This window comes from Actinokineospora sp. NPDC051303, from assembly GCF_055586285.1.
Genome location: NZ_JBVJIN010000012.1, coordinates 109,665 through 129,922, shown reverse-complemented (window position 1 = coordinate 129,922; position 20,258 = coordinate 109,665). Strand labels below are relative to the sequence as shown.

The following is a 20,258-nucleotide window of genomic DNA, read 5'->3' as shown; positions in this document are numbered from 1 at the left end:
AGTGCGCGGGCTGCCATTCTCGCTCGGGTTTCTGGGGCGAGGGAAAGGCACACCGTGACACTGCTCCGACGTGCGAGCGCGGCCGCTGTGGGGTTCGCGCTGGTGGCGACGACGATCGTGGTCTCCCGGGACATGCCGACCGAGGTGCCAGCGCCGCCGCCGGTGGCCGAGGCCGAGGACACCGCCGCGGCGATCGCCGCGGCCACGCGGCAGGGGACGCCGGTGGTGGTCGCGAACCTGACCACCCAAGAGCGGCTGGTGCGCGCCCAGCCGACCGGGGCGCTGGTGGCCGAGGTCGCCGCGGCGCCGGTGCGGGTGCGCCGGGCCCAGGGGTGGGTCTCGGTCGACCCGACCCTGGAGCGGCGGGCCGACGGGTCTGTCGGGCCGGTGGCCGCGGCCGCGGAGATCGCCTTCTCCGGCGGCGGCGACGGGCCGATGGTCCGCTACGGGACGCCGGGCCGGATGATCGCCCTGACCTGGCCGGGGACGCTGCCCGCGCCGCGCCTGTCCGGCGCGGCGGCCACCTACGAGCAGGTCCTGCCGGGGGTGGACCTCGTCCTGCTGGCCGAGCGGGACGGGTTCGCCCAGCACCTCGTGGTGCGCGAGCGCGGGGCCGCGGTCGACCGGGTGGCGCTCGGGATGCGCGCCGAGGGCGTGGCGTTCGGGACCACCGCGGACGGCGGGCTGGTGGCGACCGACCCCGATGGCCGGGCGCTGTTCGGGTCGCCGCCCGCCGAGATGTGGGACGCCGCCGGAAGGCGGGCGCCGGTGGTGACCACTGTGGACGGTTCCGTGCTCACCCTCGCGCCGGACGCCGGGCTGCTGCGCGACGGCGCGTACCCGGTGACCATCGACCCGAACCCGCACACCTTCGGCAAGTCCGCGTGGACCAAGGCGTTCTCCGGCACCGGAAGCGGCAGCGGCCACTGGAACGGCGCGAACGACGTCGAGGCCAACGGCCAGAACTGGGCCAAGGTCGGCTACTGCGGGTTCAGCGGCTGCAACGGCATCGGCACCGCCCGGTCGTACTTCCAGTTCGACACCGGGTTCCTCGCGGGCAAGGAGCTCATTCGGGCGTCGCTGGACGCGGGCGTCGCGCACGGCCCCAAGTGCGTCACCAACAACCACGTGCTCTACCGCGCCACCAGCCAGATCCACCCGGATACCAACTGGCACAACGCGCCAGCGGGCCTGCACGTGCAGACCGTGCCGGTGAAGTCGAACTACACCGGCTGCACCGGCTACCAGCCGGTCGGCTTCGACGTCTCGCACCCGAACGCGATCGTCGCTGGCGGCGTCTCCACCTACTGGATTCAGGCCGAGCAGGAGCAGAACTCCGACGCGTGGCGCCGCTACGACCCCGCCTCCGTGGTGATCCGGGTCGAGTACAACACCCGGCCGAACGCGCCGAGCGACCTGAGCGCGGACCCGCTGTTCGCCCCGCCGTGCAAGTGGTGCGACGGAAAGACCTACGTGGGCAACCAGACGGTGCGGCTCATCGCGCGACTGTCCGACCCGGACGGCAACCAGGTGCGGCCGGTGTGGCAGGTGCAAGGCGAGCAGCGGATCGGCGAGCCGCAGATTTCCGGGTCCCTGTTCAGCACCGACGTCGACCTGAGCCAGCGCGACGGGCAGACCGTGACGTGGAGCGTGCTGGGCAGGGACGACCACGACGGCCCGGCCGCGCAGGGGACCGCCTTCGTCGTGGACCGGGTGGGCGTCGCCGCGGCGCCGCTGGTCGAGAGCGGGCTGTACGCCGACGACGGCCGGTGGCACGGCGGCGTCGGCGTCGCGGGCGAGTTCACCTTCCGCGCCAATGGGACGGGCGACATCGACCACTACCTGTATGGCTGGCAGGACCCGCCCTCGACCAGGGTGGACGCCGCCGCGCTCGGCGGCGACGCGGTCGTGCTCAGCGCCCCGCCCGGCGACGGGCCAAGGACCCTGTACGTGCGCGCCGTCGACCGCGCCGGGCACCGGAGCCCGGTGACCACGCACCGCACCTACGTCCGCGCGGGCAACGGGCCGGTGGGCCAGTGGTCCCTCGACGGCGACGTGCGCGACACCGCCCACCTCGGCGACCGGCACGGCGAACTGCGCGGCGGCGCGGTGTTCACCTCGGGCGCGGTGGGCCAGGCGGTCGCGCTCGACGGCGTGGACGACCACGTGGTCGCGCCGCGGGCGGTGCGCACCGACGCGGGCTTCTCGGTGTCGACGTGGGTGCGGCTCGACCAGGCGCCCGCGGTCGGCCAGTCGAGCACGGCGCTGTCGCAGAACGGCGCGGTCAACGCCGGGTTCATCCTGGGCTACCGGCGGCTGGAGACGCGCGCGGTGTGGGAGCTGTACCTGCCGGGCGCGGACGCGACGCCGCATCCGGGCGATGTCGCCGCGCACAGCGACGTGACGGCCGAGACCGGGGTGTGGACGCACTTGGCCGCGGTGTCGGACCCGGCCGCCGATCGCGTGCGGCTCTACGTCAACGGGGTGCTCGCCGCGACGGCGCCGCGGGCGGTCGCCTTCGACGCCGCGGGCGACCTCGTGCTCGGCCGGTCCCGCTGGGAAGGCGCGGACGGCAGGCACTTCAAGGGCGCGGTGGACGAGGTCAAGGTGTTCGACCGGGTGCTGTCCGACACCGAGGTCCGGGCCGCGATGAGCCAGGACAACGTGCGCGCCGGGCAGTGGAAGTTCGACGAGGCCGAGGGCGCGACCGCGGCCAACGCGGTGACCGGCGGCGAGGCGCTGGTGCTCGGCGCGGGCGCGGGCCGCACCGACAAGGGCGCCGTGCGCGGCGCGCTCACCCTCGACGGCGTCTCCGGCGCGGCGACCTCGACCGGCCCGGCGTTGCGCACGGACAACAGCTTCAGCGCGACCGCGTACGTCAGGCTCGACCGCGCCGGGACCGCGTGCACGGCGGTCTCCCAGGACGGCGGCACGTCCAGCGGCTTCACCCTCGGGCAGCGCGACGGCCGGTGGGTGTTCGCCCTGACCGCGGGCGACGGCAACGCCACCCCGAACGCCACCGCGCAGAGCGCCCCGAGCAGCGTGCGGACCGGTGAGTGGACGCACCTGACCGGGGTGTGGAACGCGGGGACGCGGACGGCGTCGCTCTACGTCGACGGCGTGCTCGCCGCGACCGCGACCGGCGCGGGCCAGTCGTGGTCCGCGGGCGGCCGGGTCGCCGTCGGCCGGGCCTTCGCGGCGGGCGCGCCCGCCGAGCACTGGCCGGGCGCGGTGGACGAGGTCCGGCTCTACGGCCGGACCCTGGACGCGGGCGAGATCGAGGGCATCCTCGGGCACGACGACGTGGCGGGCGGCGAGTGGGCGCTCGACGGCGACGCCGCGGACACCTCCGGCCGCGACCGGCACGGCACGCTCGCGGGCGACCCCGGGTGGACCGGCGGCCAGAGCGCCTACCCCGCGCCCGCCGACCTGGCCGTGCACCTCGACGGCGTGGACGACCATGTCAGCGCCGCGCACACCGTCGACACCGACCGGGCGTTCACGCTGACCGCGTGGGCGCGGCTGGACCGGACCGGCGGTGAGCCGACCGTGCTGTCCCAGGACGGCTCCCGGCTCAGCGCGGCGCGGCTGCACGTGACCGCGGACGGCCGGTGGGCGTTCTCCGCGCCCCGGTCGGACACCGACGGCGCGACGGTGGACCGCGTGGTCGGCGGCCTGGCCGCGGTCGGCGCGTGGACGCACCTGGCGGGCGTGTTCGACGGCACGACGCTGCACCTGTACGTCAACGGCACGCAGGCGGGCAGCGCGGCCCACCCGCAGGCGGTCAACCCGGCGGGCGGGATCGAGATCGGCCGGGGCAGGCGGGCGGGCGCGGCAGCGGACTACTTCCCCGGCGCGGTGGACGACGCGGCGGGCTACCGCAGGCGGCTGTTCGCCGCCGAGGTCCGCGCCCTGGCGGGCCGGGACCTGACCCTGGCGCACCACTGGCGGCTGGACGAGAGCGCCGGGAGCAGCGCCACCGACAACGTGGGGACCCGGCCGGTCGCCCTGTCCGGCGGGGCCGGGTTCGGCCCCGGCCGCGCGGGCAACGCGGCGGCCTTCGACGGCGTGGACGACGCCGGGTCGACCACCGGTCTTGACCTGCGCACCGACGCCAGCTTCACGGTCACCGCGTGGGTGCGGCTGCGGACGAAGTGCCTGCCGGAGACGACCCCGGTGTGCAGGCAGGACGCGGTGAGCCTGGACGGCGTCACCAGCAGCAAGTTCCGCCTCGGGCACGTGGCCGACGACGGCCAGCACAGCTTCGGCAAGTGGGTGTTCGAGATGCCCGAGCAGTCGATGCCGGACTCGCCGCTGACCCGGGCCGCGGTGGCCGCCGAGCCAGCCGACGAGGACCAGTGGACGCACTTGGCGGGCGTGTACGACGCGCCGTCGCGGGCGATCTTCCTCTACGTCAACGGCGAGCGCGTCGGCGAGGGCGTGCTGCACGACCCGTGGCACGTCGACAAGCCGCTGCGCGTGGGCCGCGGCCAGCAGGACGGGCAGCCCGCGAACCACTGGACCGGCTCGGTGGACGACGTGCGCGTGCACACCGGCGTCCTGGACCGGGACCGGGTGCGGACGCTGGTGAAGTCCTACGCGGCCGAGGCGCCGCCCGCCGCGCTGCCGACGGCGGACTCCGGGCACTGGCGGTTCGACACGAGCCTGGCCGACGACAGCGCGCGCAAGCAGACCGCGACGGCCACCGGCGCGGTGTCCTGGACCGGTGGCCGCGCGGGCCAGACGCTGTGGCTCGACGGGACCGGCGCGCACGCGCAGACCTCCGGCCCGGCGCTGGACACCTCGCGGGCGTTCACGGCCTCCGCGTGGGTCTACCTCGACAACGCCGCCACTGACCGGATCGCGCTGAGCCAGGACGGCAACCGGGCGGGCGCGTTCGCCGTGGGCTACCAGGCCGCGAGCAAGCGGTGGGCTGTGGTGGTCCCGGAGACCGACACCGACAACCCGGTCACCACCGCGGTCCTCTCGGCCGACGCCGCGTCCGTGCACGAGTGGACGCACTTGGCGGTCAGCTACGACCCGGTGCTGCGCCAGGTCCGGCTCTACGTCAACGGGATGCTGTCCGTGGCGCGGGTCGGGGTGCGGGTGCCCGCGTCCACCGGCCCGGTGGCGTTCGGGCGCGGCAAGTTCAACGGCGTGGGCGTCGGCGGATTCTCCGGCGGCGTGGACGACGTGCGCCTGTACTCGCGGACGCTGAACGCGGGCGAGGTCCGCAAGGTCCACGACGACATGCCCGCGCCGCTGTACAACACCTGGCGGTTCAACGACAGCACCGCCCGTGACTACGGCTGGCGGCACAACGACGCGACGACCAACGCGGCTTTCGGCCCGGGCGTCAACGGCAAGGGCCTGCGGTTGGACGGGGTGGACGACGCGGCGGCGACCACGGCGCCCGGCATCGCGGCGCGAGACAGCTTCACCGTGTCCGCGTGGGTGAAGCTGGACCGCACGGACCGCGTGCAGACCGTCGTCGGCCAGGACGGCACCCGGGCGAGCGGGGTGGTGTTGCAGTACCGGTCCGCGTCGCAGCGGTGGGCGTTCGGCGGGTCCGTGCAGGACGCGGACGGCGCGGAGCTGGTCTACGCCTCGTCAAGCGCGCCCGCCCAGGCCGGGCGCTGGACGCACGTCGCGGGCGTCTACGACTACCCCGCGCGCCAGGTGCGCCTCTACGTCGACGGCGCTCTCGCGGGTTCCCGCGACGACGTGGGCCTTTGGGTCGCGGACGGGCCGCTGACCATGGGCCGGGGCAAGCGGGACGGCCTCCCCGCGGACTTCCTCGCGGGCTCGCTGGACGAGGTGCGGGTGGACCTCGGCGCGGTCGCCGACGCCGAGATCGCGGCGCGGGCGAAGTGGGCGGCGCCATCGGCGGGGCAGCTCGCCCGGTTCGCCAACGACGCGGGCGACCGCTACACCGGGTCGGCCGAGCTGCCCCCGCGCGCCGGGTACCGGTTCGAGGCGGTCCTGGGCCAGCTTCCGCCCGCCAGCGCCGAGGGCACCATCCCGCTGTACTCGTGCCTGTTCGGCGCGGACATCTTCACCACGACCGACCCCGGCTGTGAGGGGCAGGTCGCGCTGGGCGAGGTGGCGCGGGTCTACGCGCAGCCGCCCCCGTCCGGGGTGAGTGTGGCGGTGCAGCGGTGCAACACCGGCCCGGACCACTTCGAGTCGCTGCGGCCGGACTGCGAGGGCGCGCCGCGGGAGCACACCTTGGGCTACGTCTCCGCCTACGCGGCGCTGACGCGGTCGGTGGACGCCAACGGCGACCACTGGGGCTCGGTCGACGGCACGCCAGCCGGATACCGGGTCGAGCACGACCTCGGCCTGGTCGCGCTGACCGAGGAGGCCGGAACGATCCCGCTGATGAGCTGCCTGGACGGGGTGGACCAGTTCCTGTCCACCGACCCGCAGTGCGAGCAGCGGACGGTGCTCGGGGTGACCGGGCGCCTGTGGACCAGCCCGCCCAGCGGGCCGCCGAGCAGGCCGCTTTACCGGTGCGTGGCCTGGGGCGACCACTTCCTGTCCACCGACGCGGCCTGTGAGGGCCACACCGTCGAGGGCCAGCTGGGCTATGTGCTCACCGTCGCCACGAGGTCGGCATGACCACCGGAATCCGCGTGAGAACCACTGGAGGAAAAGTGCGGGGACTCCTCGCCTGCGGGCTCACCGCCGCCGTGGCGGCCGCTCTCGTCGTCGCGCTGCCGCCGCTGACCGCGGCGGCGGAAGGCGGCCCGTCGGTGCCGTTGCCGGGGGTCGGCTCGACGCCGGTGACCCGGCAGGACATGGCGACCCGGGGCCCGGACCAGGCCACTTCCCAGGCGCTGCACGGCGACCAGACCGGTCCGGCCGCGCCAGCCGACGGCGCGGGCACGGCCGCCGCGACACCGCTGGAGCCGTCGGCGAGCTGGGATGTCGGGCTCAACGCGGGCGAGTTCACCTGGACCTACCCGATGCGCGTGCCGCCCGCTCCCGGCGGCACGGAGCCGAAGGTGGCCCTGTCGTACCGGTCGTCCCTTGTGGACGGTCGGACCAGCGCGACGAACAACCAGGCGTCCTGGGCCGGTGACGGCTGGAACCTGGAGGCCGGGTTCATCGAGCGCGCGTACCTGCCGTGCGTGGCCGACACCGACGGCGGGGTCGACCCGGGCCGGGTCGGCGACCTGTGCTGGCGCAGCGACAACGCCACCGCGTCCTACCCGGGCGGTGGCGGCCCATTGGTCAGGGATGACGCCACCGGAGTGTGGCGCCCGCGCGCGGACGACGGCTCGCGGGTGGAGCGGCTGACCGGCGCGGGCAACGGCGACCACGACGGCGAGCACTGGAAGATCACCACCGTCGACGGGACGCAGTACTTCTTCGGGTCGCGCCCGGAGTCGAAGTCGACCTGGACGGTCCCGGTGTTCGGCGACGACAGCGCCGAACCCTGCCACGGCGCCACGTTCGCCGCGTCGCACTGCGCGCAGGCGTGGCGGTGGAACCTGGACAAGGTGGTCGACCGCAACGGAAACATGACGCTGTACCAGTACCAGAGCGAGGCGAACTCCTACGGGCTCAACGTCAAGGACACCGCCGTCTCCTACATTCGCGGCGGCTGGCTGGCGGCGATCGAGTACGGCTTGCGGGAGGGCGCGGGCGGCCCGGCGGCGACCGGCCGGGTCGAGTTCACCGTGGCCGACCGGTGCGTGCCCGGCGGCGACTGCGTGGCGAGCAAGCGGGACAACTGGCCGGACGTGCCGTGGGACCAGTTCTGCGACACGGCCACCTGCGTGGACCGCTATGTGCCGTCGTTCTTCACCACCAAGCGGTTGGCGAAGGTGACCACGAAGGTCCGCCGCGGCACGGAGTTCACGCCGGTGGACTCCTGGACGTTGGAGCACCAGTTCCCCGATCCCGGCGACGGGGAGAAGGCCGCCCTGTGGCTGCGCTCGATCGTCCACACCGGACACGTCGGCGGCGACGCCGCGCTGCCGCCGGTGGTGTTCGAGGGCGAGCGCAAGCCCAACCGGGTCGCAGGCGGCGACGGCCTGCCCCGGCTGTGGCGCTACCGGATCAGCGGCGTGGTGTCCGAGGCGGGCGGGGTGCTCTCGGTCGCCTACGCGCCGGTCGAGTGCGCGCAGATCCCGGCCAAGCCGGAGGAGAACACCCAGCGCTGCTTCCCGGTCCGCTGGGCCAAGAAGGACTACGCCGAGCGCACGGACTGGTTCCACCGCTACGTCGTGGCCAGTGTGGTCCGCTCCGACCGGATCTCGGCCAACCCCGAGGAAGTGACCGGCTACGAGTACCTCGACGGCGCCGCCTGGCACTACGACACCTCCGAGTTCACCAAGCCCGACCGCAAAACCTGGAACGAGTACCGGGGATACGGGCGCGTCCGAGTCCACAAAGGACGAGCAGGCGACCCTTCCGGCCCGGTGACCGCGGTGGAAAGCCGGTTCTACCGGGGCATGGACGGCGACACGCTGCCCGACAACGGCAGGCGGACGGTGACAGTGACCGACTCGGAGAACACGGTCACCACCGACCACGACTGGCTCGCGGGCTTCCAGTACGAGTCCACCGTGCTCGACGGCGTGGGCGGACCTGCCGTGTCGAAGGAGATCACCACCCCGGTGTGGGCCGGGCCGACCGCGACCCGCGGCCAACACAAGGCATACCGGGTGCGCCAGGGCGCGACCGCGACGCACACCGCGCTGGCGGCGGGCGGCAGCCGGGTCGCCAGGACCGAGACCGCCTACGACGAACACGGCCTGCCCGAGCGCGTCAACGACCTCGGCGACGTCGCGACCGGGGCCGACGACCAGTGCACCCGGCTCGCCTACGCCCGCGACACGACCCGCTGGCTGATCGACTTCCCGTCGTCGGCCGAGACCGTGTCCGTGCGGTGCGAGACCACGCCGGTCTTCCCCGACCACGCCGTCTCCGGCGCCCGCACGGCCTACGACGGCGCCGCCTTCGGCGTGCCGCCCACCCGGGGCAACCCGACCAGGACCGAGGAGATCGAGGCCCGGCCCGCGTCCGGCCCGCAGTACGCGCCCGCGACGACGACCACCTACGACGCGCACGGCCGGGTCCTCGACTCCGCCGACGAACTCGGCCGGGTCACCACCGTCCGCTACACCCCGGAGACGGGCGGGCCGACCACGCAGACCGTGGTTGCCAACCCCGCCGCGCACGCGGTGACCACGCTGCTCGAACCCGCGTCCGGCGCGGTGGTGAAGTCCACCGACGCCAACCTCCGGGTCACCGAGCACGCCCACGACCCGCTCGGCCGCGTCGTGGAGACCTGGCTGCCCAACCGGACCCGGGCGCCCGGCGTCGGCGGCAACCACCGCCACCGGTACGTCATCCGCAAACGACGGCCCGAGTGTGGTGGCCACGTCCACGCTCACCGCGAACGAGGTCTACGCCACGACCACCGTCCTGCACGACGGCCTGCTGCGCGAGCGGCAGACCCAGCGCGCCGCGCACGGCGGCGGCAGGCTGATCACCGACGTGCGGTACGACTCGCAGGGCCGCCAGCACAAGGCCACCGCCCCGTACTTCAACGACGCCGTCCCCGACGAGTCGCTGTGGGTCGCCGAGGACGCCCAGGTCGCCGGGATGACGGTGACCGGGCACGACGGCGCGGGCCGCCCGGTCACCAGCGCGTTCGTCGGCGGCGCGGTCAACTGGGTCACCACCACCCAGCACGGCGGCGACCGGACCACTGTGGTCCCGCCGCAGGGCGGCACGACCCGGACCACCGTCACCGACGCGCGCGGGCGCACCACGGAGCTGAGCCTGCACCGGCCCGGCGGCCTCGACACCACCCGCTACACCTACGACACCGCGGGCAGGCTGGCCACCGTCACCGACCCGGCGGGCAGCCTCTGGCGGCGCGGGTACGACCTGCGCGGCAGGCTGGTGCGCGACGAGGACCCCGACCGCGGCGTCACCGTCTCCACCTACGACGCCGCGGGCCAGAAACTGACCAGCACCGACGCCCGGGGCGTCACGCTGACCTACGCCTACGACTCGCTGGGCCGCAAGCGCACCTTGCACCGGGACGCGGCCAAGCTCGCCGAGTGGACCTACGACACCGTGTTCAAGGGCAAGGGGCGCCCGGCCACCAGCACCCGCTTCGTCGGCGGGGGCGCCTACGTCACGAAGATCCTGGGCTACAGCCAGCTCTACCAGCCCTCCGGTGTCTCGGTCACGGTTCCCGAGGCGGAACTGGCGCTGGCGGGCACCTACAGCACCTATCCCACGTACAAGGTGGACGGCAGCCTGGCGAGCGTGGCCCTGCCCGCGGTCGGCGGGCTGGGCAAGGAAACCCTGGTGCACTCCTACGACGACCTGGGCAGTCCGACCAGGCTGTCCGGCGCCGCCGACTACGTGACCGCCGTCGACCACACCCGCTACGGCGAGCCGCAGCGGGTCGAGCTGGGCGTCAGCCCGAAGCGGGTGTGGCTGTCGCGGTACTACGACACCAACAGCAGGCGCACCACTCGGTCCATTGTGGACACAGAGACGGTCGACCCGATGCGCGCGGACGTGCGCTACACCCAGGACCCGGCGGGCAACTTCACCTCGGTCGCCGACGCGGACAACGGCGACACCCAGTGCTTCCGGCACGACGCGCTGCGACGGCTCACCGAGGCGTGGACCCCGTCGTCGGACTGCGCCGCCGCGCCGGGCGCGCTCGCCGGACCCGCGCCGTACCACCACTCCTACACCCACGACGCGGTCGGCAACCGGCTCACCGCCACCCAGCGCGGCACGGCGGGCGACACCGTCCGCACGTCCACTGTGGAGGGTGGGCACCGGCTTGGGTCGGTGCGCTCGGAGGGCCCGTCCGGCGTCACCACCGACGAGTTCGACTACGACGCGGCGGGCAACGTCACCGCCCGCACGGTCGGCGGCGCCGCGCAAACCCTCACCTGGGACGAGGAGAACCGCCTCGCCTCGGTGAGCGGGCCGGGCGGCCCCACCGAGTACGTCTACACCGCGGACGGCGACCGCCTGCTCCGCCGCGACCCGGCCGGGGTCACCCTGTATCTCGGTGAGCAGGAGGTGCGCCTGGACCGCTCGACCGGCGCGCTGTCGGGCACCCGGCACTACCGCCTCGCGGGCCAGCCCGTCGCGGTCCGCACCCAGGCGGGCCTGTCCTGGCTGGCGGTCGACCACCAGGGCACCCCCGAAGTGGCGGTCGACGCGGCCACCCTCGGCGTGACCCACCAGCGCCGCACCCCGTTCGGCGAGACCCGCGGCCCGGCGGCCACCCTCCCCGGCGAACGCGACTACGTCGGCGGCGTCCGCGACGCGGCCGCGGGCCTGATCACCCTCGGCGCCCGCCAGTACGACGCGGCCAACGGCCGGTTCCTGTCCGTGGACCCGATCATGGACCTGGCCGACCCCCAGCAGACCCACGGCTACACCTACGCCAACAACAGCCCGGTCACCTTCAGCGACCCCGACGGCCTCGCGCCGTGCGACTACAACGTCTGCCGGGGCGACCCGGGCTGGAGCGAGACCGGCCCGGTCCGCAACTCACGGGGCCAGTGCTTGCAGTACTGCGACAACAAGCACGACGGTCCCAAGCATGGGATGGGCAAGAAGCCGTTGGGCTACAAGCCCTGGACGCCGATGCGGCCGCCGACACCGAAAAGGCTGATCGCCACCGGCTACAACCACCTGCTCGCGGGAGCCAAGAAGGCGGCGGACTGGTTCGAGCGGGTGGTCGCGCCCGTCATCATGAAGACCCCGATTTTCCGCGGCTCCACCAGCCTCTGCCTGTCGGCGTCGGGGGGCGGCGACATCGACGCCAGGGTTCCGGTTCCGATGATGGTGGGCATGGAAGGCTGCATGTCCGTCGACCGGCGCGGCGTGACCTTCAACCAGGCGGGCAAGGGCGGTGTCCAACTCGGTCCTGGCTCGGGGGGAGAGATTGGAGTCAAGGTCAAACGGGACACCGATCTCGCCAGCGACGTCAACGACGGCACCGTGTTCTTCATCGAACGCGGACCGAAGCTGCGCCGGATCGACATCGAAGGGGGCGCCGAGTACAACCTGGACGAGGGTGGCAAGTGGTCCTTCGACGCCTCGGTCGGGATGAGCGCGGGCAAGGGGCACGGCTTCGGCGCGATGGGGATCTCGCACGGCGAGAACAGCGGTTACGTGTTCAGGTGGCGCGATCTGTGGCCGGAGCCGTTGTGCGTGGACTGCTGACCCCGCTCCCGCAGCAGGTCGCCCGCCCGGGGTCGGCTTCCGCGGCCAGTTCCGCGGCGTAGGCCCGCAGCAGGTCGTGGGTGCGGTACCGGTCGGGCGCGCATTCCTCCAGCAGGTGCGCCGCGACCAGCCTGCGGACCGCGCGGCGGGTGGCTGCTTCGGGCAGGCCCGCTTCCTCGGCCAGCACGGGGAAGCCGACCTCGGTCGTGGTGACCACGCCCAGCACCCGGAACACCGCGCGGGACTCGTCGTCCAGGCGGGTGTAGGAGCGGTCGAAGGTGGCCCGGATCGCGGTGTCCGGGTCGCCTTCGATGGCGAAGGCGGTCAGCCGCTCCGGGCCGCGCAGCTCGACCAGGCAGCGGCCGAGCGCGGGCTCGGGGTCGACAGCCAGGTGCGCGGCGACCAGCCGCAGCGCCAGCGGCAGGCCCGCGCAGAGCCGGACCAGTTCCTCGGTCTGCGTGGGGCAGGCGCCGCGCACTTGGTCGCCGAGCAGGCGCACCAGCAGGTCCTCGGCCTCGGCCGGGGCCAGCGCGGACACCAGCCGCCGCCGCGCCCCGTCCAGGGCGACCAGGCCGCGCAGCTCGTCGCGGCTGGTGACCAGCAGCGCCGAACCGGGCGCCCCGGCCAGCAGCGGGCGCACCGCCGCGGCGTCGGCGGCGTCATCGACCACGACGAGCACGCGCCGCCCGGCGAGGCGGGCGCGCAGCTCAGCGGAGCGGGCCTCGATGGTCGCGGGCAGGGTCGGCACGCCGATGGCCCGCAGCAGCTCGCCGAGCGCGGTCGACGGGGTGCATGGGGCGGCCCCGTGCGCGGCCAAGGGCACGAAGAGCTGCCCGTCGGGGAAGCGGTCGCGCACCCGGCGCGCGACGGTGACGGCCAGCGCGGTCTTGCCCGCGCCGGGCGGGCCGGTCAGCGCCACCAGCGGCACGCCATCGCCCGCGCTGAGCAGCCCGGTCACCTCATCGATCAGCTCGACCCGCCCGACGAAGTCCGCGACCGGCGGCGGCAGCTGGCAGATCGGCTCCCAGTCGCGCGGGGCCGCGTGCTCGCCGCGGACGAGCATCCGCTGGTGCAGTGCGGTGAGCTCGTCGCCTGGTCCGACCCCCAGTTCCTCGCGCAGCAGCGCGGAGACGTCGGCGTAGGCGCGCAACGCCTCGGCCCGCTGGCCCGCCGCGCACAGCGCGCGCAGCAGCAGCGCCCACAGCCGCTCCCGCAGCGGGTGCCGGGCCACCAGGTCGCGCAGTTCGGGCAGCACCTCCACGTGCCTGCCCAGCGACAGCTCGGCGGCCATCCGCCACTCCACGGCCTGCAACCACTCCGCGCGCAGCGTGGACGCCTCGGCCCGGACCACGTCGGACACCGCGTCGGCGACCGGGGCCCCGCGCCACAGCCCCAGCGCCCGGCGCAGCAGGTCCGCGGCGTGCGCCGGGTCGGCGCTGTCGCGGCTGCGGGCCACCAGGGCGCGGAACTCGCGCAGGTCGGTGCCGTTCGCGCCCAGGTCGAGCCGGTAGGAGTGGCCTTCGGCGCGCAGCACGGTCGGGTCGGGCAGCAGCCTGCGCAACCGCCCGACATAGGTGTGGATCGCCGCCCTGGGGTTGCGCGGCGGGTCGTTGGACCACACCTGCTCGGTGAGCTCGTCCACATGGGCGGGTCGCCCGTCGTGCAGTAACAGCGCGGCCAGCAGCACCCGCACCTTCGCCGGGGCCACCGGCGTCGGACCGTCCGCGGTGACGATCCTGATCGGACCAAGCAGGTTGATCCGCACATCCCCAGTCATGGCGACAGGGTGCCACAACCGGGCAAACCGCCCAGTGCGATCGGGATCACTTCCGGCACTCTGTTTTGAACGATTTTCGGATCTCGACGGCGGCGGGTCGGCCGGAAAATTGTCACTAATCAAAGAAACGATAGGCTCGGTGGAATGCTTTCCGGGCGTTTCCGAAAGGATCTTTTCCGGGCGGGCAAGGGATCTGTCACAATGAGCCCGCCACAACTCTGTTCCAGGTCACAAGGGCGTGCCCGGGTTGGCCAGGGCATTCTGTCAAGCATCGTTGAAAGGAGCCCTCTGTGCGAATCCGTCGCATTTATCAGGTGTTCGCCGTGGCAAGCGCGGTCACGCTCGCGGTCGCGGGCACCACCGTGGCCCACTCGTCGGTCTTCGCCGATGAGGCCGCCACCTCGGCCGCGTCGGCCTGTCCTTCGGTCGGTAAGAACTGGTCCGCGGCCGGGCCGTTCGCGGTGACCCAGGAGGCCAGCGGCGTCGGGCACACCGTCTTCCGGCCCACCGACCTCGGCCAGGGCTGTGGCAAGCACCCGGTGATCCTGTGGGGCAACGGCACCGGCGCGACCCCGAAGGCGTACGCGGGCCTGCTGCGGCACCTGGCCTCGCACGGCTTCATCGTGGCCGCCGCCGACACCACCCAGTCCGGCACGGGCCGGGAGATGCTCGCCGGACTGGACTACCTGGCCAGCCAGAACGCGCGGCCCGACAGTGTCTACGCGGGCAAGGTCGACCTCGACAAGGTCGGCGTGACCGGCCACTCGCAGGGCGGCGGCGGCGCGATCGTCGCGGGCGCGGACCCCAGGATCGACACCACGGTGCCCATCCAGCCCGGCCCGCAGGGCGCCATCGCCAAGCTCACCACCCCCATGTTCATTCTCGGCGGCCAGTTGGACCTCATCGTCGTCCCGTTCCTGCTGGTGATCCCCCGGTACAACAGCGCGGGCCACATTCCGGCGATCTACGGGGAAATGCGCGGCGCGTCCCATTTCGCGCCGGTCGGCGACGGCGGCCAGTTCCGCGGTCCGGTCACCGCGTGGTTCCGCTACCACCTGATGGGCGACGAGCAGGCCAGGGGCGACTTCTTCGGCCAGCAGTGCGGCAACTGCGCCGCGCCGATGTGGTCGAGTTTCCGGCGCAACGCCAAGGCCGCGCAGTTCTGAGCGCAGCTCAGCCCGTGAGGTAGCGGTCCCGGCAGGTGGAGCGGGCGATCTTGCCGCTGGAGGTGCGCGGCAGGGTGTCCGGCTCCACCAGCCGGACCTCGTGCGGGGCGATGCCGTGGCGGCGGGCGACCGCGGCCCGCACCGCCCCGGCGAGGTCGGCGAGGTCGATCGAGTCGGCCGGGACCGACCTGGTGCGCTCGGCGAGCACCACCACCCGCTCGCCCTCGGGCGAGGGCACCGAGAAGGCGACGGTGTTGCGCGGGCGGATCGCGGGGTGCGCCCGCTCGACGGTCTGCTCGATGTCCTGCGGGTAGTGGTTGCCGCCGTCGACGATGATCAGGTCCTTGATCCGCCCGGTGACGAACAGCTCGCCGTTGTGGCACGCGCCGAGGTCGCCGGTGCGCAGCCACGTGGCGAGGTCGTCCCGGGCGTCCCCGCCACGGTCGTCGCGGGCCGGGTCGGCGAGCACCGCGCCGAAGGTCGCCGCCGACTCCTCGGGCCGGTTCCAGTAGCCCTGGCCGACGTTGGGCCCGGTCACCCAGATCTCGCCGACCGCGCCCGGCGGCAGCTCGCGGCGGGTCTTCGGGTCCACGATCGCCACCGTCTGACCCATCGGCCGACCGCAGGAGACCAGGTTGATCGCCGTGGCCGAGCCCGCTGGCGCCTCGGCGAGCGTGCCCGCCGCCAGCTTCTCCCGGTCGAACGACCAGGCCTTGGGCAGCGTGCCCGCCACCGTGGTCGACACCGCGACGGTGCCCTCGGCGAGGCCGTAGGAGGGCCGGTGCGCCCGCGCCCGCAGCCCACAGACGGCGAACGCGTCGCGGAACCGGGCGATCGCCGCCTCCTGCAGCGGCTCGCTGCCGTCGACCATGGCGTGCACCGTCTCCAGCCGCAGCCGCGCCTTGTCCGCGTCGGCGACCCGCGCGCCGCAGTAGGCGTAGGCGAAGTTGGGCGCGGCGGTCACCGCGCTCGGGTTGGCCGAAAGCGCTTTCACCCAGCGCGCGGGCCGCTCCAGGAACGCCATCGGCTGCATGAACACCGAGCGGATGCCCGCGACGACCGGCACCGCGACCGAGAGCACCAGGCCCAGGTCGTGGAACAGCGGCAGCCAGCCCACGGTGACCGTGTGGCCGCGTTCCATCTCGTAGGCCGTGGTGCACTGCCGCGCGTTGGCGACCACGTTGCCGTGGGTGATCATGACGCCGCGGGCGGACCCGGTGGACCCGGAGGTGTACTGGAGGTACGCCACGTCCTCGGCGCGGAGCGGGACCGGTTCGCCGCGCTCGCCGGTCTCGGTCGGCAGGGCGGCGACCTCGGTCGGGGGCAGTCCTCGGTCGGCGAGGAAGCCGCGCACCTCGTGATCGGCGTGGTCGGCGCCGTGGTCGACCAGCACCAGCGGCGGCGCGCAGTCGGCGAGCACCGCGGCCAGCCGGTCGGCGTGGCCGGGCAGTCCCGGCGCGAACAGCGGGACGGCGACGGCGCCCGCGCCGAGCACGCCGAGGAACGCCACCACGTAGTCCAGGGTCTGGTCCATCAGGATCGCCACCGGCTCGCCCCGGTCCACCTGGGCGCCCACCCAGGCCGCGACGGCGGCCACCCGCGCGTCGAGTTCGCCCCAGGTCAGGGAGAACTGCTCGCCAGCGGGGTTGGCGCGGTAGTCGAGGAAGGACACCGCGACCCCGTGCGGGTCGAGCGTGGCCCACGCCGCGAGCTGGCCGGGCAGTGTGGTATCCGTGAGGACATTCCGCACGAGGACTCCTTCATTTCCGGCGTCGCTGCCGGAACGGCCGAAACCTGCGATTCGCCGCTGGTGGCGAAATGGCGGGCAAGGTTCGGGAAACTGGTGAGTACACCGTAGGGCTGACGACGGAGCCTTGGCAACGGAAAGCCGCGGTAATATTTTGTCATCATTCTCTAGTTCGTTGTCAAGTTTTTCTAACTCCGGGATTGTCCAGCGGTCGTCGTTCGCCGCGTCCGGCACTGCCGCACTGGCGTTCACCAGGGAAAACCTGTCGGTGTTCCGGGTCTCCGGGCGACGCGGCCGAGGGCCGGTGCCCCCGCGCGCCCGGCTGCCCGGCCGCGCCGCCACTAATTTCTGATCGACTGGTAGCCGTGGCCCGGCTCGGAAAACTGCTCGTTGCCACTCGTTGGAGAATGTATTCGGCCCCACGTCCCACAGACCGCGAAAACGATGTCGCGCCTGGTCGCCGCTAATGTCGAACCTGAAGGAGAATCCCGGTCGATTGCTCGCCGCGCATCACGACGTCGTGCCCAGCCTGCTCGCCTTTCTGGCGCCCGCACTCGGCGGCCGGGCGGTTCCCGGTTGTCGCGCGCGGCGCTTCCGGAGATCATTCCGGTGGGCGGCGACCGCTGCTCGTCGGGAGAAGCCTGGTCACCGGGAGGCCTGCGCGGATGGAATCGGTCTCGGCGACGCCCGCGCCTGACCCCGGGCTGCCCGATCTGCGCGGCGCGGTCGTGCTGGTGACCGGAGCCAGCGGCCTGATCGGCCGGGGCATCGCCCTGCGCTTTGCCCAGGCGGGCGCGGCGGTGGTCGCCCACCATCACCGCGCCAGCGCCGACGCCCTGGTCGGCCGGATCGCCGCGGCCGGGGGCCGGGCGGTCGCGATCGCGGCGGACCTCACCGACGACGCCGAGTGCCACCGGCTGGTCGAACAGGCCGCGGCGTGGGGCGGGGGCCTGTCCGCGCTGGTCAACAATGCGGGCGTGCAGCCGGTGCTGCCGTTGGCGGAGATGTCCGCCGCCGAGTGGCGCGCGGTGGTCGACACCAACCTCACCAGCGCGTTCTCCTGCACGCAGGCCGCCGCCGCGGTGCTGGGCCCGGCGGGCGGCGGCACGGTCACCCACATCGCCTCCATCGAGGGCAGCCAGCCCGCCCACGGGCACGCGCACTACAGCGCGGCGAAGGCGGCGCTGATCATGCACGCGCGCGCCGCCGCCTTGGAGTACGGGCCGCTGGGCATCCGGGTCAACACGGTGTCCCCGGGCCTCGTCGACCGCCCGGGGCTCGCCGACGACTGGCCCGATGGCGTGCGCCGCTGGCACGCGGCGGCCCCCTTGACCCGCCTGGGCCGCCCCGAGGACGTCGGCGACGCGTGCGTCTTCCTCGCCTCGCCCATGGCCGCCTGGATCACTGGCCACGACCTGGTGGTGGACGGCGGCGTCGGCGCCCACCCCACCTGGTGACACTCCACTGTGGACAGTGTGGAAATCCGGTCCGTCCGACCGCTGGTCTCTGCCACGATGCGCGGGTGATGGTCGAACTGGCGGTCGGCGACGCCTACGGCGCCGGATTCGAGTACGCGGACCTGGCTTTCGTCGCCGAGCACAACACCCTGGGCGGCTACGTGCCGCACCCGAGGCACCGGGGGCTGCGGCCGGGGTCCTACACCGACGACACGCAGATGACGCTCGCCGTGGCCGAGACGCTGCTCTCGGGCGACCCGTGGACCGCGCCCACGCTGGCCGACGCGTTCGTCCGGGTCTTTCACCGCGACCCCCGCGATGGCTACGCCGCGGGCTTCCACGGCCTGCTGCGCGAGGTGCGCGACGGCGGGGAACTACTGCGCAGGCTGCGCCCGGCCAGCGACAAGAGCGGCGCGGCCATGCGCTCCGGCCCGCTGGGCCTGCTGCCGACCGTGCCGGAGGTGTTGCGGCACACCGAGATCCAGGCCCGCGTCACCCACGACACCCCCGGCGGGGTCGAGTCGGCGCAGGCCGCGGCACTGGCGGTGCACTACTGCCACTTCGGGCTGGGCCCGGTGGCCGACATCGGCCGCTGGATCGACCGCCACGTGCCGGGCGGCTGGGCGGAGCCGTGGCGGGGGAAGGTGGGGTCGGCGGGCCGGATGAGCGTCCGCGCCGCGCTCACCGCGCTCGCGGCCACCGATACCCTCAGCGGCCTCCTGCGCGCCTGCGTGGCCTTCACCGGCGACGTCGACACCGTCGCCACCATCGCTCTCGCCGCGGCGTCCCGGTCCGCGGAGTTCGCCCCCGACCTGCCGCCCGCGTTGTTGGACGGCCTGGAACGCGGGCCCTACGGATTCGACTACCTCGCCGAACTCGATGCCCGCTTGCCGCGCTGAGCGGCGGAATGTCCGAAAGGCGCTCCCGGCGCTTGTCCGAGGAATAGCGCGCCCCGGCCGGAAGCGCCTTTCTGGACAGACCTGGGTCAGGTCACGGCGTGCGCGGTCAGTTCGGCGCGTCGCCGGTGTAGCGGTAGATCTTGCCCGCGGAGTTGACGCCCCAGACCGTGCCGTCGGCGCCCGCGCCGATATCGGAAAGCCCGCCCGGGATGTTCACCCAGGGGTTCGCGTCGTCGCCGCTGAAGCGGTAGATCTGCCCCTCAGAATTGACGCCCCACACGTTCGTCCGGGATCCCGCGTCGATTCTGACCAGGCCGCCCGGGATATTGATCCAGTGATTGGCCGTCCACGAGTACCGGTAAATCTTCGCGTTCGCGTTGACCCCCCAGACGGTCCCGTCCGCCGCGGCGCCGATGTCGGTCAGCCCGCCGGGGATGTTCACCCAGGGCGCGGCGTCATCGCCGGTGTACCGGTAGATCCGGCCCTCCCGGTTGACGCCCCAGACGTTGGTGCGCGACCCCACCGAGATGCGGGTCAGGCCGCCGGGGATCTGCAGCCACGGGTCGTCGTCGGTGTCGCCGGTGTATCTGTAGATATTGCCCGCGGGGTTCACGCCCCAGACCGTGCCGTCGGCTCCGACCCCGATATCGGAAAGCCCGCCCGGGATGCCGACCCACGGGTTCGTGTCATGGTTGGTGTAGTGGTAAATCTGATTGTTGGAGTTCACTCCCCATACCGCTGTCTTGGCCCCGACAGCGATGGCGGACAAACCTCCGGAGATATTCTTCCAATGCGCCATAGTTTCCTCTTTCGTCGCCGAAGAGAAGGGGAACACGCGGATCGAACGTGTGCGACCCTAGCGTGAAACGAAGTCGCGTTGGGTCGATCCCGGCACGCTCACACCAATGACGCGGGAAGGCAACCGAATGGGCCAGCAGGGAGCGCGGACGAATTGTCTGCGTACACCGCACGGGACCGTTTCGCCGC

General features: G+C 73.4%; 14 protein-coding genes and 1 pseudogene. 7 read left to right on the top strand and 8 right to left on the bottom strand.

All coding sequences use genetic code 11. From position 1 onward, the window contains the following. The first annotated feature begins 54 nt into the window (after nucleotides 1-54). Entirely contained in the window at nucleotides 55-6,621 is a 6,567-nt protein-coding gene (locus tag ACZ6SD_RS12440) for a LamG-like jellyroll fold domain-containing protein (protein ID WP_465317013.1), read from the top strand. Here the strand turns inward: ACZ6SD_RS12440 and ACZ6SD_RS12435 are convergent. After that, nucleotides 6,596-6,940 carry a hypothetical protein gene (locus tag ACZ6SD_RS12435; protein ID WP_465317012.1) on the bottom strand — a complete coding sequence of 115 codons (345 nt, stop codon included), beginning with the start codon at nucleotides 6,938-6,940 and terminating at the stop codon, nucleotides 6,596-6,598. The genes ACZ6SD_RS12440 and ACZ6SD_RS12435 overlap by 26 nt on opposite strands. Nucleotides 6,941-6,968: 28 nt before the next feature. On the opposite strand from ACZ6SD_RS12435, the pseudogene ACZ6SD_RS12430 reads away from it, so the two are divergent. Then, nucleotides 6,969-7,505: pseudogene (locus tag ACZ6SD_RS12430) on the top strand (hypothetical protein); the annotation flags it as partial. 89 nt (nucleotides 7,506-7,594) lie between these two features. Here the strand turns inward: ACZ6SD_RS12430 and ACZ6SD_RS12425 are convergent. From ACZ6SD_RS12425 to ACZ6SD_RS12410, 4 genes are all read right to left on the bottom strand, one after another. Beyond that, nucleotides 7,595-7,774, bottom strand: coding sequence for a hypothetical protein (locus ACZ6SD_RS12425; protein ID WP_465317011.1), 180 nt, complete (start codon nucleotides 7,772-7,774; stop codon nucleotides 7,595-7,597). Between the two features lie 18 nt (nucleotides 7,775-7,792). Next, nucleotides 7,793-8,014, bottom strand: a complete 222-nt coding sequence (locus ACZ6SD_RS12420) for a hypothetical protein (protein WP_465317010.1) — start codon at nucleotides 8,012-8,014, stop codon at nucleotides 7,793-7,795. Nucleotides 8,015-8,452: 438 nt separating this feature from the next. Further along, nucleotides 8,453-8,620 (bottom strand): hypothetical protein, encoded by a 168-nt coding sequence (locus ACZ6SD_RS12415; protein WP_465317009.1) that lies wholly within the window; start codon nucleotides 8,618-8,620, stop codon nucleotides 8,453-8,455. A 510-nt stretch (nucleotides 8,621-9,130) separates the two neighbouring features. Beyond that, the gene (locus ACZ6SD_RS12410) at nucleotides 9,131-9,364 is read right to left on the bottom strand and encodes a hypothetical protein (protein ID WP_465317008.1); all 234 of its coding nucleotides are present in this window, start codon (nucleotides 9,362-9,364) and stop codon (nucleotides 9,131-9,133) included. Nucleotides 9,365-9,387: 23 nt separating this feature from the next. Here ACZ6SD_RS12410 and ACZ6SD_RS12405 point away from each other — a divergent pair, with 23 nt between their 5' ends. Continuing rightward, nucleotides 9,388-12,225: an RHS repeat domain-containing protein gene (locus ACZ6SD_RS12405; protein WP_465317007.1), complete on the top strand. Its 2,838-nt coding sequence runs from the start codon at nucleotides 9,388-9,390 to the stop codon at nucleotides 12,223-12,225. Here the strand turns inward: ACZ6SD_RS12405 and ACZ6SD_RS12400 are convergent. After that, nucleotides 12,179-14,002, bottom strand: a complete 1,824-nt coding sequence (locus ACZ6SD_RS12400; RefSeq protein ID WP_465317006.1) for an AfsR/SARP family transcriptional regulator — start codon at nucleotides 14,000-14,002, stop codon at nucleotides 12,179-12,181. The genes ACZ6SD_RS12405 and ACZ6SD_RS12400 overlap by 47 nt on opposite strands. 290 nt (nucleotides 14,003-14,292) lie before the next feature. On the opposite strand from ACZ6SD_RS12400, the gene ACZ6SD_RS12395 reads away from it, so the two are divergent. Next, nucleotides 14,293-15,168, top strand: a complete 876-nt coding sequence (locus ACZ6SD_RS12395; protein ID WP_465317005.1) for a poly(ethylene terephthalate) hydrolase family protein — start codon at nucleotides 14,293-14,295, stop codon at nucleotides 15,166-15,168. Nucleotides 15,169-15,175: 7 nt separating this feature from the next. On the opposite strand, the gene ACZ6SD_RS12390 is transcribed toward ACZ6SD_RS12395, so the two are convergent. Beyond that, a complete protein-coding gene (locus tag ACZ6SD_RS12390; protein WP_465317004.1) occupies nucleotides 15,176-16,918 on the bottom strand; it encodes a fatty acyl-AMP ligase in 1,743 nt (580 codons plus the stop codon). A 172-nt stretch (nucleotides 16,919-17,090) separates the two neighbouring features. Here ACZ6SD_RS12390 and ACZ6SD_RS12385 point away from each other — a divergent pair, with 172 nt between their 5' ends. From ACZ6SD_RS12385 to ACZ6SD_RS12375, 3 genes are all read left to right on the top strand, one after another. Continuing rightward, nucleotides 17,091-17,267, top strand: a complete 177-nt coding sequence (locus ACZ6SD_RS12385; RefSeq protein WP_465317003.1) for a hypothetical protein — start codon at nucleotides 17,091-17,093, stop codon at nucleotides 17,265-17,267. 313 nt (nucleotides 17,268-17,580) lie between these two features. Beyond that, entirely contained in the window at nucleotides 17,581-18,372 is a 792-nt protein-coding gene (locus ACZ6SD_RS12380) for an SDR family NAD(P)-dependent oxidoreductase (RefSeq protein ID WP_465317002.1), read from the top strand. Between the two features lie 68 nt (nucleotides 18,373-18,440). Beyond that, nucleotides 18,441-19,271: an ADP-ribosylglycohydrolase family protein gene (locus tag ACZ6SD_RS12375; RefSeq protein ID WP_465317047.1), complete on the top strand. Its 831-nt coding sequence runs from the start codon at nucleotides 18,441-18,443 to the stop codon at nucleotides 19,269-19,271. A 106-nt stretch (nucleotides 19,272-19,377) separates the two neighbouring features. Here ACZ6SD_RS12375 and ACZ6SD_RS12370 read toward each other — a convergent pair whose 3' ends face one another. After that, nucleotides 19,378-20,106 (bottom strand): tectonin domain-containing protein, encoded by a 729-nt coding sequence (locus tag ACZ6SD_RS12370; protein ID WP_465317001.1) that lies wholly within the window; start codon nucleotides 20,104-20,106, stop codon nucleotides 19,378-19,380. Nucleotides 20,107-20,258 lie beyond the last annotated feature (152 nt).

What these genes read in the sequence shown, in the direction of transcription:
- ACZ6SD_RS12400 (WP_465317006.1), bottom strand. Translation starts at nt 14,002, where the DNA reads ATGACTGGGGATGTGCGGATCAACCTGCTTGGTCCGATCAGGATCGTC.
- ACZ6SD_RS12375 (WP_465317047.1), top strand. Translation starts at nt 18,441, where the DNA reads ATGGTCGAACTGGCGGTCGGCGACGCCTACGGCGCCGGATTCGAGTAC.
- ACZ6SD_RS12380 (WP_465317002.1), top strand. Translation starts at nt 17,581, where the DNA reads ATGGAATCGGTCTCGGCGACGCCCGCGCCTGACCCCGGGCTGCCCGAT.
- ACZ6SD_RS12410 (WP_465317008.1), bottom strand. Translation starts at nt 9,364, where the DNA reads ATGACGTACCGGTGGCGGTGGTTGCCGCCGACGCCGGGCGCCCGGGTC.